13 protein-coding genes and 1 rRNA gene are annotated in these 16,067 nt (G+C 70.7%); 3 read left to right on the top strand and 11 right to left on the bottom strand.

Annotated elements, in window-relative coordinates; genetic code table 11:
• Positions 1-76 (bottom strand): 16S ribosomal RNA (locus ACIBK5_RS10870); the annotation flags it as partial.
• A gap of 573 nt (positions 77-649) precedes the next feature.
• On the bottom strand, positions 650-1,657 hold the full coding sequence (locus ACIBK5_RS10865) for a stage II sporulation protein M (RefSeq protein WP_399018293.1): 1,008 nt from the start codon (positions 1,655-1,657) through the stop codon (positions 650-652).
• Between the two features lie 128 nt (positions 1,658-1,785).
• Here ACIBK5_RS10865 and ACIBK5_RS10860 point away from each other — a divergent pair, with 128 nt between their 5' ends.
• Positions 1,786-2,784 (top strand): RDD family protein, encoded by a 999-nt coding sequence (locus ACIBK5_RS10860; RefSeq protein WP_399018291.1) that lies wholly within the window; start codon positions 1,786-1,788, stop codon positions 2,782-2,784.
• 38 nt (positions 2,785-2,822) lie between these two features.
• Here the strand turns inward: ACIBK5_RS10860 and ACIBK5_RS10855 are convergent, their stop codons facing one another.
• Together ACIBK5_RS10855 and ahcY are read right to left on the bottom strand one after the other, a co-directional pair.
• The gene (locus ACIBK5_RS10855) at positions 2,823-3,437 is read right to left on the bottom strand and encodes a hypothetical protein (RefSeq protein ID WP_399018289.1); all 615 of its coding nucleotides are present in this window, start codon (positions 3,435-3,437) and stop codon (positions 2,823-2,825) included.
• 117 nt (positions 3,438-3,554) lie between these two features.
• Complete coding sequence (gene ahcY, locus ACIBK5_RS10850; protein ID WP_399018287.1) at positions 3,555-5,012, bottom strand: adenosylhomocysteinase; 1,458 nt, start codon at positions 5,010-5,012, stop codon at positions 3,555-3,557.
• Between the two features lie 567 nt (positions 5,013-5,579).
• Between ahcY and ACIBK5_RS10845 the strand changes: the two genes are divergently transcribed.
• Complete coding sequence (locus ACIBK5_RS10845; RefSeq protein ID WP_399018285.1) at positions 5,580-7,700, top strand: fructose-specific PTS transporter subunit EIIC; 2,121 nt, start codon at positions 5,580-5,582, stop codon at positions 7,698-7,700.
• Positions 7,701-7,772: 72 nt separating this feature from the next.
• On the opposite strand, the gene ACIBK5_RS10840 is transcribed toward ACIBK5_RS10845, so the two are convergent.
• The 7 genes from ACIBK5_RS10840 to ACIBK5_RS10810 form a co-directional block, all read right to left on the bottom strand.
• Positions 7,773-8,753 carry a cation diffusion facilitator family transporter gene (locus ACIBK5_RS10840; protein WP_399018283.1) on the bottom strand — a complete coding sequence of 327 codons (981 nt, stop codon included), beginning with the start codon at positions 8,751-8,753 and terminating at the stop codon, positions 7,773-7,775.
• A gap of 143 nt (positions 8,754-8,896) precedes the next feature.
• Positions 8,897-10,048 carry a mannose-6-phosphate isomerase, class I gene (manA, locus tag ACIBK5_RS10835; protein WP_399018282.1) on the bottom strand — a complete coding sequence of 384 codons (1,152 nt, stop codon included), beginning with the start codon at positions 10,046-10,048 and terminating at the stop codon, positions 8,897-8,899.
• Between the two features lie 87 nt (positions 10,049-10,135).
• Positions 10,136-11,263, bottom strand: a complete 1,128-nt coding sequence (locus ACIBK5_RS10830; RefSeq protein WP_399018280.1) for an SIS domain-containing protein — start codon at positions 11,261-11,263, stop codon at positions 10,136-10,138.
• 116 nt (positions 11,264-11,379) lie between these two features.
• A complete protein-coding gene (locus ACIBK5_RS10825; protein WP_184598287.1) occupies positions 11,380-11,550 on the bottom strand; it encodes a Trm112 family protein in 171 nt (56 codons plus the stop codon).
• Between the two features lie 101 nt (positions 11,551-11,651).
• Complete coding sequence (locus ACIBK5_RS10820; protein WP_399018278.1) at positions 11,652-13,016, bottom strand: phosphomannomutase/phosphoglucomutase; 1,365 nt, start codon at positions 13,014-13,016, stop codon at positions 11,652-11,654.
• 102 nt (positions 13,017-13,118) lie between these two features.
• On the bottom strand, positions 13,119-14,735 hold the full coding sequence (locus tag ACIBK5_RS10815) for an L-lactate permease (RefSeq protein WP_399018276.1): 1,617 nt from the start codon (positions 14,733-14,735) through the stop codon (positions 13,119-13,121).
• A gap of 120 nt (positions 14,736-14,855) precedes the next feature.
• A complete protein-coding gene (locus tag ACIBK5_RS10810; protein ID WP_189726709.1) occupies positions 14,856-15,278 on the bottom strand; it encodes a DUF3499 domain-containing protein in 423 nt (140 codons plus the stop codon).
• A gap of 294 nt (positions 15,279-15,572) precedes the next feature.
• Here ACIBK5_RS10810 and ACIBK5_RS10805 point away from each other — a divergent pair, with 294 nt between their 5' ends.
• Positions 15,573-16,028, top strand: coding sequence for a metallopeptidase family protein (locus ACIBK5_RS10805; RefSeq protein WP_399018274.1), 456 nt, complete (start codon positions 15,573-15,575; stop codon positions 16,026-16,028).
• Positions 16,029-16,067: the final 39 nt, after the last annotated feature.

Genomic DNA, 16,067 nt, shown 5'->3' with positions numbered 1-16,067 from the left:
GGCTTCATCGTTCGACTTGCATGTGTTAAGCACGCCGCCAGCGTTCGTCCTGAGCCAGGATCAAACTCTCCGTGAATGTGTACCGGTAATCCGGTGCTACACCACGAGAGCGGAACAGTCAGGCGGAATAGGCCCGACCGTTCACAGCGTCCTCGCTGTGTTTTTTCAAAGGAACCTCGTCCCAGCGAATGCTGGAGACGGGGTATCAACATATCTGGCGTTGACTTTTGGCACGCTGTTGAGTTCTCAAGGAACGGTCGCTTCCTTTGTACTCACCCTCTCGGGCTTTCCTCCGGGCGCTTCCCTTCGGTCTTGCGTTTCCGACTCTATCAGATCTTTCCGATCCGATTTCCTCGGTGCTTTCCAGGTTCCCGCTTCCGCGTTTCCCTTTCCGGCGGTTCCGACTTTATCAGAAGTTTCGGGCCGTTCTGACCGGCCGCTCAATTCCGATTCATCGGGAGTGGCTTCACTGAAATCAGCGTTTCAAGAAGCAAGTAGATGTTCACTGTCGCCGTCTGGGTGGAACCCACCTCCAGGCAACTGTTCGAATCTACCTCCCCGCACTCGCCGTGTCAACGACTCCTGTGGGGCGAAGAGGAGACTAGCAGCTGAACGGGCGTGGTCGCACATCCGGTGGCCGTCAGGAGGTTTAGGCCGCTGTCGGAACGGTGGCGCTGCGCTCTGCTGCCTCGACGTCACCGGTGTCTCCGGCGCGGGCGGCACGACCGCCCAGGACGTAGACGTAGGCCAGGAAGGCCAGTTCGGCGGCGACTCCGATGGTGATGCGTGCCCAGGTGGGGAGGCCGGACGGGGTGACGAAGCCTTCGATGGCGCCGGATACGAAGAGAACCAGGGCGAGGCCGATGGCCATGCCGATGGCGGCTCGGCCCTCCTCCGCCAGAGCCGTGCGTCGTGTGCGGGGGCCCGGGTCGATGAGGGTCCAGCCGAGGCGCAGGCCGGTGCCCGCGGCCACGAAGACGGCGGTCAGTTCGAGCAGGCCGTGCGGGAGCACCAGGCCGAGGAAGGTGTCGAGTCGGCCGGCCGAGGACATCAGCCCGAAGCCGATGCCGAGGTTGAGCATGTTCTGGAACAGGATCCAGATGACCGGGAGTCCCAGGAAGACCCCGAGGATCAGGCACAGGGCGGCGGCCCAGGCGTTGTTCGTCCAGACCTGGGCGGCGAAGCTGGCAGCCGGGTGGCTGGAGTAGTAGGTCTCGTACTGGCCGCCGGGGCGGGTGAGCTCGCGTAGTTCGCTGGGGGCCGCGATGGATGCCTGTACTGGAGGGTGGGTGCCGATCCACCAGCCCAGCAGCACGGCGACGGCCGTGGACAGGAGCGCGGTGGGTACCCACCAGTGGCGTGACTTGTAGACGGCGGCCGGGAAGCCGTGGGCGAGGAATCGGGTGACGTCGCGCCAGGAGGCACGTCGGGTGCCTGTCACGGCACTACGCGCGCGTGCCACCAGCTGACTGAGCCGGCCGGTCAGCTGGGGGTCGGGGGCGCTGGACTGGATCAGGGAGAGGTGTGTGGCGGTGCGCTGGTAGAGGGTGACGAGTTCGTCGGCTTCGGCGCCGTTGAGGCGGCGCTGGCGGCGCAGCAGGGCTTCGAGGCGGTCCCACTCCGATCGGTGGGCGGAGACGAAGACGTCGAGGTCCATCGGTGTGCCTGCTCCTCGGCTGTTCGTCGGCGACTCGTCGTGGATCAGCTTGTCGTACTGCGGCGCGATGCGCCCTCAGCTTGGCAGACTGGCCCTGTCCGGGGCAGGGCAGGGGAAGGACGGCAGGCGTGAGTGAGCTGGTGACGGGCGAGGCTGTGGCGTTGGAGCTGCGCCCCGCGAGGTTGCCCAGCAGGGCGCTGGCCGTGCTGCTCGACCTTGTGGCGGCCATGGCCGTCTATGTGGCGGTGACCATCGTGCTGGTGACTTCCACGGCATCGCTGGACGAGGCGGCGCAGACGGCGCTGTCGATCGCGACGTTCGTTCTCGTGCTGGTGGGTGCGCCGATCGCGGTGGAGACGCTCAGTCACGGGCGGTCGCTCGGGAAGATGGCGTGCGGTCTGCGCGTGGTGCGGGACGACGGGGGTCCGATCCGGTTCCGGCATGCGCTGGTGAGGGGCTTGATCGCGGTGATCGAGATCCTCATGACCTTCGGGGTCGTCGCTTGTATCGCCTCGTTCGTCTCGGCGCGTGGGCGGCGGCTGGGGGATGTGTTCGCTGGGACCCTCGTCGTACGGGAGCGGATTCCGGTCACGCGGGCCGGGTTTGTGCCGCCTCCTCCGCCCTGGCTTGCCGGACGGTTCTCCGGGCTCGATCTGTCCGCGGTGCCCGACGGGCTGTGGCTCGCCGTCCGTCAGTACCTGACACGTATGCAGCAGCTGGACCCGCAGGTGGGCTCGTCGATGGCGGAGCGGCTGGCGGCGGATCTCGCGGAGCGTACGGGGGCGCCGGTGCCGCAAGGTGTTTGGCCGGCGGCGTATCTGGCGGCGGTCGTGCAGGAGCGGCAGGCGCGGGAGTCCCGGCGGGCTTTCGGGAGCGGTTCGGCCCCGGCTCCCGCTCAGGCTGCGGAAGGGCCTCCGGCCATGTACGGACCGCCGTCTGCGCACGGAGCTCCGGACGCGTACGGACCGCCGTCTGCGTACGGACCACCGGCTGCCGACGTGCCGCCCGTTGTGTCGTCTCGTGCGGCGTCCGACTCGTCTGGCGCGGGTCGGCCCGTGGAGGCGTCGGAGGCACCGGAGGCGCCTGTGGGCGACCGTCCCGGCACCGGGTTCGTGCCGCCGGCCTAGTGAGAGCCGGGGCTGTCCGCTCAGCCGCGGCTGCCTGGTCAGGTGAATGCCGACGGCGGCGATTCGAGGTCCTCGAGCTCGATGCCGGGGGCCGCGAGCACCACGTCGCCTGCGAGGTGCACGGCGTGCTGCTCGCCCGTGTCCAGGTCTGTGACCTGGTATTCGTCCACGGTCAGGGGGCCGTTGTCAGTGGCGTGTGCTTCTCTCTTCAGCAAGGCCCACGACTGGTCCACGGTGCGCGGGGCGAGGACCGGGTCCGTGAAGGCGACGAGGCGTAGGCGCGTGGCGGCTGCGGAGGGGGTGAGGCGCAGGAGACGGGCGGTGGCGACGAGGAACGCCGGGGAGGTGCCGGTGAAAGCGTGGGCGCGCACGTTGCCTTCGGTGGCCTCCGACCCGGTGGGGTCGGTGCGGACCCAGGTGACGCCGTCGAGGGCCGCGCCGCGGACTTGCCAGGCTGAGGCGTGGAGTTCGAGGCGGATCGGGCGGCCGAGTTCGTCGAGGGTGAGGTCGACGGAGCCGTGGTGATCGCCCGAGGGGGTGGTCAGTTGGGAGACGTAGCGCCAGCCGGAGGGGCCGACGGCGCAGTGGAAGTGCTCTTCTGCGAGGGGGGTGTGATCGTGCGGATCATGGAGCGAATAGCGGCCGCGGGGCATGGGGGTCGTCCTGGGGCTTGACGGGCCGGTCCGGGCGCTGGTCCGGGAAACGGGGCAGGCCCCCGGCACGGGGGTGCGGGGGCCTGCCTCGAAGGACCTGCTGCCGAGCGGTGCGGCTCAGTAGCGGTAGTGGTCCGGCTTGAACGGGCCCTCGACCTGGACGCCGATGTACTCGGCCTGCTCGGGGCGGAGCGTGGTCAGCTTCACGCCGAGCGAGTCGAGGTGGAGGCGGGCGACCTTCTCGTCGAGGTGCTTGGGCAGCACGTAGACGCCGGTCGGGTACTCGTCGGGCTTGGTGAACAGCTCGATCTGGGCCAGGGTCTGGTCCGCGAAGGAGTTGGACATCACGAACGACGGGTGGCCGGTGGCGTTGCCCAGGTTCAGCAGGCGGCCCTCGGAGAGGACGATGAGCACCTTGCCGTCGGGGAACTTCCAGGTGTGGACCTGCGGCTTGACCTCGTCCTTGACGATGCCGGGGATCTTGGCGAGGCCGGCCATGTCGATCTCGTTGTCGAAGTGGCCGATGTTGCCGACGATCGCCTGGTGCTTCATCTTGGCCATGTCCGAGGCCATGATGATGTCCTTGTTGCCGGTCGTGGTGACGAAGATGTCGGCCTTGTCGACGACCTCGTCGAGGGTCGTGACCTGGTAGCCGTCCATCGCCGCCTGGAGCGCGCAGATCGGGTCGATCTCGGTGATGATCACGCGGGCGCCCTGGCCGCGCAGGGACTCCGCGCAGCCCTTGCCCACGTCGCCGTAGCCGAAGACGACCGCGGTCTTGCCGCCGATGAGGACGTCGGTGGCGCGGTTGATGCCGTCGACGAGCGAGTGGCGGCAGCCGTACTTGTTGTCGAACTTCGACTTGGTGACGGCGTCGTTGACGTTGATCGCCGGGAACAGGAGGTTGCCGTCGCGCTGCATTTCGTACAGGCGGTGGACGCCGGTCGTGGTCTCCTCGGTGACACCGCGGATCTCCGAGGCGAGCTGGGTCCACTTCTGGGAGCCGTCGGTGATGGTGCGGTTCAGGAGTTCGAGGATGACGCGGTGCTCGTCGTTCTCGGCGGTGTCGACCGAGGGGACCTTGCCGTCCTTCTCGTACTCGACGCCCTTGTGGACGAGGAGGGTGGCGTCACCGCCGTCGTCGAGGATCATGTTCGGGCCGCCGGTGGGGGTGTTCGGCCAGGTCAGCGCCTGCTCCGTGCACCACCAGTACTCCTCCAGGGTCTCGCCCTTCCAAGCGAAGACCGGGATGCCCTGGGGGTTGTCGGGCGTGCCGTTCGGGCCGACGGCGATGGCGGCCGCGGCGTGGTCCTGGGTGGAGAAGATGTTGCAGGAGGCCCAGCGGACCTGCGCGCCCAGGGCGACCAGGGTCTCGATGAGCACGGCGGTCTGCACGGTCATGTGCAGGGAGCCGGTGACGCGGGCGCCGGCGAGGGGCTGTGCCTCGGCGTATTCCTTGCGGATCGCCATCAGGCCCGGCATCTCGTGCTCGGCGAGGGTGATCTCCTTACGGCCGAAGTCGGCCAGGGAGAGGTCGGCGACCTTGAAGTCCTGTCGGTTGTCGACAGTCGTCATTGCGAGCTGCTCCTCGGGGTTGGGTCGAGGTGTATACGGCTGGTCTGCGCGGCGGCGGACACAGGGGTGCCCGAAGGAGGACACTGGCATGCCCGCGTACACGCAGCGCAGTCCGTCGGAGGCCCTCTCTCCCTCGGCCGGTCCGCGGTGGGACCGCCCGACCGCCATCAGCAGCGACGTCTGGCTCCGTCCCAAGCTACACCGGGAGGCCGGGCCGTCCCCAGTCCGCATCCGAACAGATCGCGCCATCGGGGAAGGACGAGCAAGGGAGACGGTCCGGAGGGCGCGGGTTGTTCGGGCGGTGGAGGCAGGTCACGGGGGCGAGTGGAGGCAGGTCACGGGGACGGTGGGTGTGCGGGCGAACGAAACGGTGGGGGCGGCGGGGCGCGATAACAGGACACCAACGAACGGGCGGCAGGAGGCGACAAAGCGGAACTATCAGGGATCTTTTGGCCTTTGAGTCTGCGGTGGGGTGGTGCAGGATGCCCGGGAGATCTGAACAACTGATCGATCTTGCGGGGCGTCCGGGACGGCGATCCCGCATGACAAAGGCGTTAGGAGATCGACGTGACCAGTCCGGCCGGCCCTCCCCCCACGGGCAGCGGCGATGCTGAGGGGCAGCGGTTGAAGCTGCTCGCGGTGACCGCCTGTCCGACCGGCATCGCCCACACGTACATGGCGGCTGAGAAGCTCGCGCAGGCCGCCGAGAGTCGCGGCATCGAGATGAAGGTGGAGACGCAGGGATCCATCGGGGCTGAAAACGTCCTCGACGACAACGATGTCAAGCACGCCGACGGCATCATCGTCGCCGCGGACAAGGACGTGGACCTGAGCCGTTTCGCGGGGAAGCGGGTCCTGACCGTGGGGGTGGCTGAGGGCATTCGTCACCCGGAGCGGCTGATCGAGCGGGTGCTGTCGGCGCCCGTGCACGCGGAAGGGGGCGCCCCCACGGCTCCCGCGACCGGTGGCGGCAAGGAGCGGAGCGTCGGGTACAAGGCGCTGATGAACGGGGTCAGTTACATGATCCCGTTCGTCGTGGTCGGCGGGCTGCTGATCGCGATCTCGCTCTCGCTCGGCGGGCACACCGACCCGTCGGGCGGTCTGGTCATCCCGAAGGACTCCTTCTGGATGGACGTGAACAACATCGGCGTCATCGGCTTCACGCTGATGGTGCCGATCCTGTCCGGCTACATCGCGTATGCCATCGGGGACCGGCCCGCCCTCGTGCCCGGCATGATCGGCGGCTGGATCGCCAACACCGGTGAGTTGTACGACTCCAAGGCGGGGGCCGGGTTCATCGGGGCGATCGTGACCGGGTTCCTCGCCGGGTATCTGGTGTTGTGGATCAAGAAGGTCAAGGTCCCGAAGTTCGCGCAGCCGATCATGCCGATCATCGTGATCCCGATCGTGGCGACGACTGCGCTCGGGCTGTTCTTCATCTATGTCATCGGCAAGCCGATCTCGTGGGTGTTCGAGCATCTGACCGACTGGCTCAGCGGGATGACCGGTACCAGCGCGATCCTGCTCGGGGCGATTCTGGGGCTCATGATCGCGTTCGACATGGGCGGACCGGTCAACAAGACGGCGTTCCTGTTCGGGGCGGGCCTCATCGCGACCGGCAACCAGACGGTCATGGGCATGTGCGCGGCCGCGATCCCGGTCATGCCGCTGGGGCAGGGCCTGGCCACGCTGATACGGAAGCGCCTGTACACCGAGCAGGAGCGGGAGACGGGGCTCGCCTCGCTGTTCATGGGCTGCTTCGGCATCTCGGAGGGTGCGATCCCGTTCGCGGCCGCGCGGCCCGCGCAGGTCATCCCCGCCAACATGCTGGGCGGCGCGGTCGCCGGTGCGGTCGCCGGGGTCGCCGGGGTCGAGGACGCGGTACCGCACGGTGGGCCGATCGTGGCCGTGCTGGGTGCGGTGAGCGGCGTGCCGATGTTCTTCGTGGCCGTGGTGATCGGCTCGGTCGTCACCGCACTGACGACGGTGGCACTCGTCGACCTGGGTGAGCGCAAGCGGCGCGGGGAGGCGGGCTTCGGTGCGGGTGCGGGTGCCGCTGGGCTTGAGCCCGCGCCGGCGGGGGTGCCCAGTGGCGGTGGCGGTGGCGGTGCGGTCGTAGCGCAGGCGACGGTGGGTGGGCCGGAGACGACCGCTGGTGCCGCGAGCAGTGCCACAGCCGTGGCGGACGAGGCAGCAGTGCCCGAGCCGTCAGGCTCTGGCGGCACCTCCACCGAGGTCCTCTCCGGTCACCTCACCGAGCAGACCGTCAAGGTCGGCCTCGAAGCCGGCGACAAGGAGGCCGCCATCCGGGAGATGGCGGAGTTGCTGGCCCGTACCGGCAAGGTCGCGGACCTGGACGAACTGGTGGCGACCGCGCTGCGGCGGGAGGCGCAGGGCACGACCGGGCTCGGTGAGGAGATCGCGATTCCGCACGCCAAGACGGATGCGGTGACGGAGCCGGTCGTCGGTTTCGCGCGGTCCGCGCAGGGCGTCGAGTGGGGCTCGCTGGACGGTACGAAGGCGAGGCTGGTGTTCATGATCGCCGTACCGGAGGCGGCGGCGGGTGACGAGCATCTGCGGATTCTGGCGCTGTTGTCGCGGAAGTTGATGGACGCCGGGTTCCGGGAGCGGCTGCTGGACGCGTCGGACCGGTCGGCTCTCCTCCAGGTGCTGCGCGAGGTCGAGTAGGAGGAAGCGCGGAGGGCCCGCCGATTGGTTCGGCGGGCCCTCCGCGCGTTCGGGCAGTGCTGCTGCGGGACGTCAGTGTCCGGCGTCGCTCGGCGTCGGTCCCCCGGGCGTCGCCTCGGGGTCGGGTCCCTTGGCGGCTTCGGTCTCGCTGTAGATGTCCGGCTCGAGGTAGATCACGCGGGCGATCGGGACGGCCTCGCGGATGCGGGACTCGGCGGCGTTGATCGCGGCGGCGATCTCGGTGGCCGTCTCCTCGTGGCGGACGGCGATCTTGGCGGCGACGAGGAGTTCCTCGGGGCCGAGGTGGAGCGTGCGCATGTGGATGATGCGGGTGACCGTGTCGCCGTCGACGAGGGCGGTCTCGATCTTCTGCGTCTCCTCGACGCCGGCGGACTCGCCGAGCAGCAGCGACTTGGTCTCGGCGGCGAGGACCAGGGCGATCAGGATGAGCAGGATGCCGATGCAGAGGGTGCCGATGCCGTCCCAGACGCTCTCGCCGGTGAGCACGGCGAGGCCGACGCCGCCGAGGGCGAGGATCAGGCCGACGAGGGCGCCGAGGTCCTCCAGGAGGACGACCGGGAGCTCGGGGGCCTTGGCGTGGCGGACGAACTCCTTCCAGGACTTGCGCCCGCGCAGGACGTTGGACTCCTTGATGGCGGTCCGGAAGGAGAAGGTCTCGGCGATGATCGCGAAGACCAGGACGCCGACCGGCCAGTACCAGTGCGTCAGCTCGTGCGGGTGCTTGATCTTCTCGTAGCCCTCGTAGAGGGCGAACATGCCGCCGACCGAGAAGAGGACGATGGAGACGAGGAAGGCGTAGACGTAGCGCTCGCGGCCGTAGCCGAAGGGGTGTTGCGGGGTGGCCTCGCGCTTCGCCCTCTTGCCGCCGAGGAGGAGGAGTGCCTGGTTGCCGGAGTCGGCGAGCGAGTGCACGGACTCGGCGAGCATCGAGGACGAGCCGCTGAAGAGGAACGCCACGAACTTCGCTACCGCGATCGCGAGGTTGGCGGCCAGTGCCGCCACGATCGCCTTGGTGCCGCCTGACGCGCTCATATGTTCGCGTTGTCCCTTCGTACGCCGTTTCAGGGCCCGGGCGCTCGCCTTGGTGCGTCGCCCTTGGCTTTGCCCGTGCTTGACGGTGGGCCATTGTTGCAGCCCGCTCCGGCGGGAGCGCGCCAGGTCACCGTCCAGGGAGGTCAGGCGATGACCGTGGCCCGGAAGAGCGTGCCGGTTCCGGACACTTCGGCCTTTTCGCCGGCCGGGACGAAGACGGACCGGCCCGGGGTGAGGTCGTGCTCGCCCGCGCGGACGGAGCCGGCCGTGCAGAGCAGGATCTGCGGGGTCGGGCGGGTGAGGTCGTGGGTGGCGCCGGCCTCGGGCAGGACGTAGCGGGAGAGGCGGAACTCGTCGATCGGGGTCTCGTAGACCTCCTCGCCGTCCGGGGAGGCCTCGGGGCGCAGGACGCCGGGGTCGCCGGCGCGGAAGTGGACGATGCGCAGGAGTTCGGGGACGTCGACGTGCTTGGGGGTGAGGCCGCAGCGCAGGACGTTGTCGGAGTTGGCCATGATCTCCACGCCGAGGCCCTGGAGGTAGGCGTGCGGGACGCCGGCGCCGAGGTAGAGGGCCTCGCCGGGCTGGAGCCGGACGTGGTTGAGCAGCATCGCGGCGATGACGCCGGGGTCGCCCGGGTAGTGGTGGGCGATGTCGGCGTAGGGGGCGTAGGCGCCGCCGAGGCGGGCGCAGGCGGCGGCCGCTTCCTCGACCGTGCGGGACATCTCGTCGGGGTCGGCGGTGAGGATCGCCGTGAGGACCTCGCGCAGGGCCGCGTCCTCGGGGTGGGCGTGCAGCAGGTCGACGTACGGCTTGAGGGAGGCGACGCCGAGGTCGTCGAGCAGGCCGGCGGCCTCGAGCGGGTCACGGAAGCCGCACAGGCCGTCGAACTCGGTGAGCGCGCAGATCAGTTCGGGCTTGTGGTTGGCGTCCTTGTAGTTGCGGTGCGGGGCGTCCACGGGGATGCCACGCCGCTCCTCGTCCGCGTAGCCCTCCTTCGCCTGCGCCAGGTCGGGGTGGACCTGGAGGGAGAGCGGGGCTCCGGCGGCGAGGACCTTGAGCAGGAAGGGCAGGCGGGGGCCGAACTTGGCGACGGCGGCCGCTCCGAGTTCCCTCTCGGGGTCGGCGTCGACGACCTCGACGAGCGTGCCCCGGCCGGTGCGCGAGGGGGCGCCCGGGTGGGCGCCCATCCACATCTCCGCCTGCGGCTCGCCGGTCGGTTCGACGCCGAGCAGGTTCGGGATGGCGGTCGGGGAACCCCAGGCGTAGGGGCGGATGGTGTTGTCGAGGCGGTCCATGGAGATCTCTCTGGTCCTGTGAGTGCGTACGTACGCCTGCTGCTCCCGGGCGGCTGCCGCGTGGGCGTCAGGGTGTCCCGGGCATGATCAGGCCCTCGAAGCGAGCGCCAGGTAAACGGCGGCGAAATCCGTGATGGCGATCAGTTCGGCGAGGGTCTCCAGCTCGTCGCCCGCCTCCGGTTCCAGTTCGCTGATCGGGGTGTCGTGGCTGAGGGCCAGGTCGCGGGCGCCGGGGGCGGCGGTGAGGCCGCCGATGGGGCGGTCGCGGAGCAGCACCACGCGCGCGTGGAGGGCGGGTGCTTCCTCGACGCGGTCGCGGAAGAAGTCGTCGGGGTCGGCGCTGGCGGCCAGCGGGCCCGCGAGCAGGGCGCTGTGTGCGGCGAGGGCCTCGGGCAGTTCGGCGACGACCGCGGGAGTGCCGGACAGTTCGGCGAGGGCGGCGGCGAAACGACGGCCCGCCGGTCCGGCCGAGACGCCCTCGGTCCAGACGATGGGGAGCGCGTCGGCCAGTTCGGAGGCCAGGGTCTTGGCGGCGTTGCTGTACGTCGCGATGGCGGGGCCGCAGCGTTCGGCGATGCGGTCGAGGCGGTCGGCGACCTTGCCCAGGGCTTCCGGCGGGGCGGCGAGCACTCCCGCACGGTCCAGAAGCGCGAGGAGCGGGGTGAGCAGGGCCCACAGGACGCCGGGGGCGGACGCGGCGAAGGGCTCGTCCTGGTCGTACGGGGCGGTCGCCATGGGGACGAACAGGCCGTGCGAGCCATTCACGGCGTCGGCGAGCGGGGACCTGCTGGGGGCTACGGCGACGACGGTGCAGCCTCGGCGGTAAGCCTGCTCGGCGAGGAGGGACAGGCCCGGCTCGGTCCCGTCCGGGGTGGTGATCAGGAGGAGGTCCACGGAGCCGACCCAGCCGGGCAGTTCCCAGCGCAGGGCGCCCGCGGCGGGGGCGACGCCGGTGGGAGCCAGGCGGGTGACCGGGCTGCCGGCGCCGGCGAGCGCGCCGAGGAGGTCGGCCGCGTGGGTGGCGGCGGCGCCCGGGCCGGCGATGAGGACGCCGCGGGGGCGGCCGTCGGGCTTGAGGTCGTTGATGCCCGCCTCGGCGGCGTGGCGGGCGGCCGTGCGGACGCGCGCGCCGGCTTCCGCGGCGCCGCGGAGCAGGCCTCGGTGGTCGGCCTCCGCGAGGCCGTCAGGAGAGTCGAGCAGCGATTCGTCGAGCATGGGGCGGCAGCCTCCGATCGCCGGGGTCCGTTATGGGGTGTCGTCCTGCTTCGGTGCCCGTTGTGCCGTGGGCCATGCGCACCGGAGGCTCACGCGGGCGTGACCGCCCGTGTGTCCTACGCGGGGCGGCGGGCCTCGTCGACCAGGAGGACGGGGATGCCGTCGCGGACGGGGTAGGCCAGGGCGCAGCTCTGGTCGGTGCAGATCAGTTCGGTGTCCTGCTCCTTGAGCGGGGCGTGACAGGCCGGGCAGGCGAGGATGTCCAGGAGGCCGGATTCGAGGGGCATATGGCTTCTCTTCCAGGGGTCGGGGCGGTGCGGATGTGCCTGGTCAGGGTACCGCCGGTGAAGGTGGGGCGGAGGGGCGGAAGGCTGAGCCGGCGGTCCCGTCAGCCCCTGATGATCGCCAGCGCCTCGTCCCTGACCCGGGCCATCGTCTCCGGGTCCCTCGCCTCCGCGTTCAGGCGCAGCAGCGGCTCCGTGTTGGAGGGGCGGACGTTGAACCACCAGTCAGCGGCGGAGACCGTGAGGCCGTCGAGCTCGTCCAGTTCGACGCCCTCGCGGGTCGCGTACGCGGAGCGGATCGCGGCGAGGCGGGCCGCCTGGTCGCTGACCGTGGAGTTGATCTCGCCCGAGCCCGTGTAGCGGTCGTACTGGGCGACGAGGGCGGAGAGGGGGCCCTTCTGGCCGCCCAGGGCCGCCAGGACGTGGAGGGCGGCCAGCATGCCCGTGTCGGCGTTCCAGAAGTCGCGGAAGTAGTAGTGCGCGGAGTGCTCGCCGCCGAAGATCGCGCCGGACCTGGCCATCTCCGCCTTGATGAAGGAGTGGCCGACGCGGGTGCGGACCGGGTCGCCGCCGTTCTCCTTGACGACTTCGGGGACCGACCAGGACGTGATCAGGTTGTGGATGATCACGCCCTTGCCGCCGTGCTTGGCGAGCTCGCGGGAGGCGACCAGTGCGGTGATCGCGGACGGGGAGACCGGCTCGCCGCGCTCGTCGACGACGAAGCAGCGGTCGGCGTCACCGTCAAAGGCGAGGCCCAGGTCGGCGCCCTCCTCGCGGACCCGCTTCCGCAGGTCGACGAGGTTGGCCGGGTCGAGGGGGTTGGCCTCGTGGTTGGGGAAGGTGCCGTCGAGCTCGAAGTACATCGGGACCAGCGTCACCGGCAGGCCGGCGAAGACCTCGGGGACCGTGTGGCCGCCCATGCCGTTGCCCGCGTCGACGACTGCCTTCAGGGGGCGGAGGGAGGCCAGGTCGACCAGCGAGAGCAGGTGCGCCGCGTAGTCCGACAACGTGTCGCGGCCGGTGATCGTTCCTGTCTTCGCGGCCGGCTCCGGGGCGCCCGACTGGCTCCAGCCCTCGACGAGTTCGCGGATCTCCGCGAGGCCGGTGTCCTGGCCGACCGGGGCGGCGCCCGCGCGGCACAGCTTGATGCCGTTGTACTGCGCCGGGTTGTGGGAGGCGGTGAACATGGCGCCCGGCAGGTCCAGCGCGCCCGAGGCGTAGTACAGCTGGTCCGTCGAGCACAGGCCGATCTCCGTGACGTCGGCGCCCTGCGCGGCGGCCCCGCGCGCGAAGGCACGCGACAGGCCCGGCGAGGAGGGCCGCATGTCGTGCCCGGTCGCGATGGCACTCGCACCGGTGACCCGGACGAAGGCCGCCCCGAAGAGCTCCGCCAGGGACTCGTCCCACTGGTCGGGGACGACCCCGCGTACGTCGTACGCCTTCACGACCTGCGACAGATCAGCAGCCACGGCCAACCTTCCTGAAAAAGTACTGTCGGTCGGCCCAAACTACCCCCGCCCGCTGACAGCGCGCCGGGCGGACGCCGCAGGACAGCCGGGCGTCGTCTCAGGTCAGGGCAGCATCCAGCCCAGGACCGGCGTGCTCTGGCCGACCACGATCAGGCACATGACCAGCAGCAGGCCCAGGCTCCACGGCAGCACCTTGCGCAGCAAGTCGCCCTCCCGGCCCGCGAGTCCGACGGCCGCGCAGGCGATGGTGAGGTTCTGCGGGGAGATCATCTTGCCGAGGACACCGCCGGAGCTGTTGGCGGCGGCCAGCAGGTCGGGGGAGAGTCCGGACTCACGGGCGGCGGTCACCTGGAGGGCGCCGAAGAGGGCGTTGGCCGAGGTGTCGGATCCGGTCACGGCGACTCCGAACCAGCCGAGGACGGGTGAGAGGAACGCCAGTCCGGCTCCGGCCGCCGCGACGAAGTGGCCGATCGTCGCCGCCTGGCCGGAGAGGTTCATGACATAGGCGAGCGCCAGCACGGAGGTCACGGTCAGGATCGCGAAGCGCAGCTCGTGGACGGTCGCGAGCCATTCCCTGACCGCCACGCGCGCGTGCACCCCGATGACGGCGGCCGTGCAGATGCCGGCGAGGAGCACCAGCGTGCCGCCGGTCGAGACGATCGGCCAGGTGAAGACGTTGCCGCTGACCGGGTCGCCGTCCGGCCCCGCCACGTTCAGGAAGGGCCAGTCGTAGGTCTGGGTGGTCTTGGCGAGCCAGTCCTTGAGGGCCGGTATCTGCGCGAGGGAGAAGATCGCGACGATCAGCGCGTAGGGGGCGTAGGCGCGCAGGATCTCGCGGGGCGGGTCCTCCTGGTCGAGTTCCTCGCTGCGGGCGCCGGTCAGCACGGAGGCGCGTACGGCCTCGGCGGCGGGCACGCGCGCGTGCGGTACGGCGACCAGGGCGCCCGCGCCGGCGAGGGCGGCGCCGATGTCGGCGAGTTGCGCGGAGACGTAGTTGGAGGCGGCGAACTGGGCGACGGCGAAGGCGACTCCGCACGCCAGGGCGGGCACCCAGGTCTCGCGCAGCCCGCGTCGGCCGTCCACGAGCCAGACCAGCACCAGGGGCACCACAAGGGCCAGCAGCGGCGTCTGACGGCCCACCACGGACGCCACGGAGTCCAGCGGCAGTCCGGTGACCTGGGCGAGGGTGACGACCGGGGTGCCCATCGCGCCGAAGGCCACGGGGGCGGTGTTGGCGACCAGGGCGACGACGGCGGCGCGCACCGGTTCAAAGCCGAGGGCGACCAGCATGACCGCGCTGATCGCGACGGGCGCCCCGAAGCCGGCGAGTGCCTCCAGCAGCGCACCGAAGCAGAAGGCGATGACGAGTGCCTGGATGCGCGGATCGTCGGAGAGCCGTCCGAAGGACCGGCGCAGGATGTCGAAGTGCCGGGTGCGGACGGTCATCCGGTAGACCCACAGGGCGTTGACGACGATCCACAGGATGGGGAAGAGGCCGAAGACGGCGCCCTGGGCGGCACTGGAGAGGGTCTGGCCGAGGGGCATGCCGTACGCGAGCCAGGCGACGAGCACGGCGGCCAGGAGGCCGGTCAGGCCTGCCAGGTGCGCCTTGAGGCGGACGCCGCCGAGCAGGACCAGGACGATCACGAGGGGCAGGGCGGCCACGAGGGCGGACACGCCCAGTGAGCCGGCGACGGGTTCCAGTTCCTGGACGTACAACGGGCGCCTCCCCGGTTTCCGTCATGTGAAAGCGATTTCTCGCATCCTCAAACGGAATGGTCATGTCCGCGCCAAGCCCGCGTCAATGGGTGTGCGCGAGACAGCGGCCGAACGGGGCGCTCAGTTGTCGGGGGACCGCAGGACCCGCAGATGACCGCGCCGCGCGACCTCCATCGGGTCGGCCGCCCGACCGCCGCCACCGGCCCCGGCCGCCCGCTCCTGGGGGCGGGCCGCCTCTCGCACGGCGTTCGCAAGGGCTTCCAGGTCGTCGCCGCTGGGGCGGGCCGGGGCGGAGCCGTCGAGGAGCCGGACGACCTCCCAGCCGCGCGGGGCGGTGAGGCGCTCGGAGTGCTCGGCGCACAGGTCGTAGCAGTGGGGTTCGGCGTAGGTGGCGAGCGGGCCGAGGACCGCGGTCGAGTCGGCGTAGACGTACGTCAGCGTCGCGACGGCGGGGCGGCCGCAGGCGGTGCGCGAACAGCGACGTACAGGGCTCACGATGTTGGACGGTACCGCACTCTTGAGCGGGCCGCGACGACTCTCCACCAGGTCACTCCACCGTGTCGCGTTGTGAAACGCCCCACACGCTCCTGCCGGCACACCCGGCTGACCTGCCCGGACGCTGCCGCCCGGGGTGTCGGGCGAGCCCGCAAGCGGTCAAGAGTCGTCACAAAATCCTCAATTGCCGTGACGTCGCCGGTCTCGGAGGGATACGGAATCAAGCCCAACCTTGGCTGGAATGGTCATGTAACGACATGCCGTGCGGGTCGGCCGGAAGCCGTCCGTGCCGCCGCGCGGTGCCGGGCACACGCGCGTGGCGGGGACTACCCTTCAGCGGTGATGGAGAAGCCCGTAACGCCCCGTGCCGCCGCCCCCGGGCCCCGCCGTCGTGATCGCCACGGCCGGGGCATGCGCGGCCCGATCGCACCGCCGCAGGTGCCGCTCGCCGCGAGCCGCGCGGAGGCGTTCGCCGATCTGGTGCAGGACTCCGTGGAGCGCCTGGAGCGGCGGTGGCCGCAGCTCGCCGACATCGATTTCCTGGTCCTGGAGGTCCCGCGGCTCGACGGGCCCGGCGAAGCCTGGAACGAGGAGGCGGTTCCGCTCGGCGGCACGATCAGCGCGCGCGAGGGGCGCCCCGCGCGCGTGGTGGTCTACCGGCGACCGGTCGAGATCCGCACCAAGGGGCGCGACGAGCGGGCGGCGCTGGTGCACGAGGTCGTCGTCGAGCAGGTCGCCGAGCTGCTGGGGCTGACGCCGGAGACGGTGGATCCGCGCTACGGCGAGGACCAGGGCTGAGACGTACGGGCCGGCCCGTACGTCCCCTCCCCGCGCCTG

It is taken from the genome of Streptomyces sp. NPDC050546, assembly GCF_044457425.1.
In the GTDB taxonomy this organism is placed as follows: Bacteria; Actinomycetota; Actinomycetes; order Streptomycetales; family Streptomycetaceae; genus Streptomyces.
The sequence above is the reverse complement of the archived record's forward strand: the minus strand, read 5'-3'. Positions and strand labels throughout refer to the sequence as shown.

What these genes read in the sequence shown, in the direction of transcription:
- ACIBK5_RS10865 (WP_399018293.1), bottom strand. Translation starts at nt 1,657, where the DNA reads ATGGACCTCGACGTCTTCGTCTCCGCCCACCGATCGGAGTGGGACCGC.
- ACIBK5_RS10855 (WP_399018289.1), bottom strand. Translation starts at nt 3,437, where the DNA reads ATGCCCCGCGGCCGCTATTCGCTCCATGATCCGCACGATCACACCCCC.
- ahcY (WP_399018287.1), bottom strand. Translation starts at nt 5,012, where the DNA reads ATGACGACTGTCGACAACCGACAGGACTTCAAGGTCGCCGACCTCTCC.
- ACIBK5_RS10840 (WP_399018283.1), bottom strand. Translation starts at nt 8,753, where the DNA reads ATGAGCGCGTCAGGCGGCACCAAGGCGATCGTGGCGGCACTGGCCGCC.
- manA (WP_399018282.1), bottom strand. Translation starts at nt 10,048, where the DNA reads ATGGACCGCCTCGACAACACCATCCGCCCCTACGCCTGGGGTTCCCCG.
- ACIBK5_RS10830 (WP_399018280.1), bottom strand. Translation starts at nt 11,263, where the DNA reads ATGCTCGACGAATCGCTGCTCGACTCTCCTGACGGCCTCGCGGAGGCC.
- ACIBK5_RS10825 (WP_184598287.1), bottom strand. Translation starts at nt 11,550, where the DNA reads ATGCCCCTCGAATCCGGCCTCCTGGACATCCTCGCCTGCCCGGCCTGT.
- ACIBK5_RS10805 (WP_399018274.1), top strand. Translation starts at nt 15,573, where the DNA reads ATGGAGAAGCCCGTAACGCCCCGTGCCGCCGCCCCCGGGCCCCGCCGT.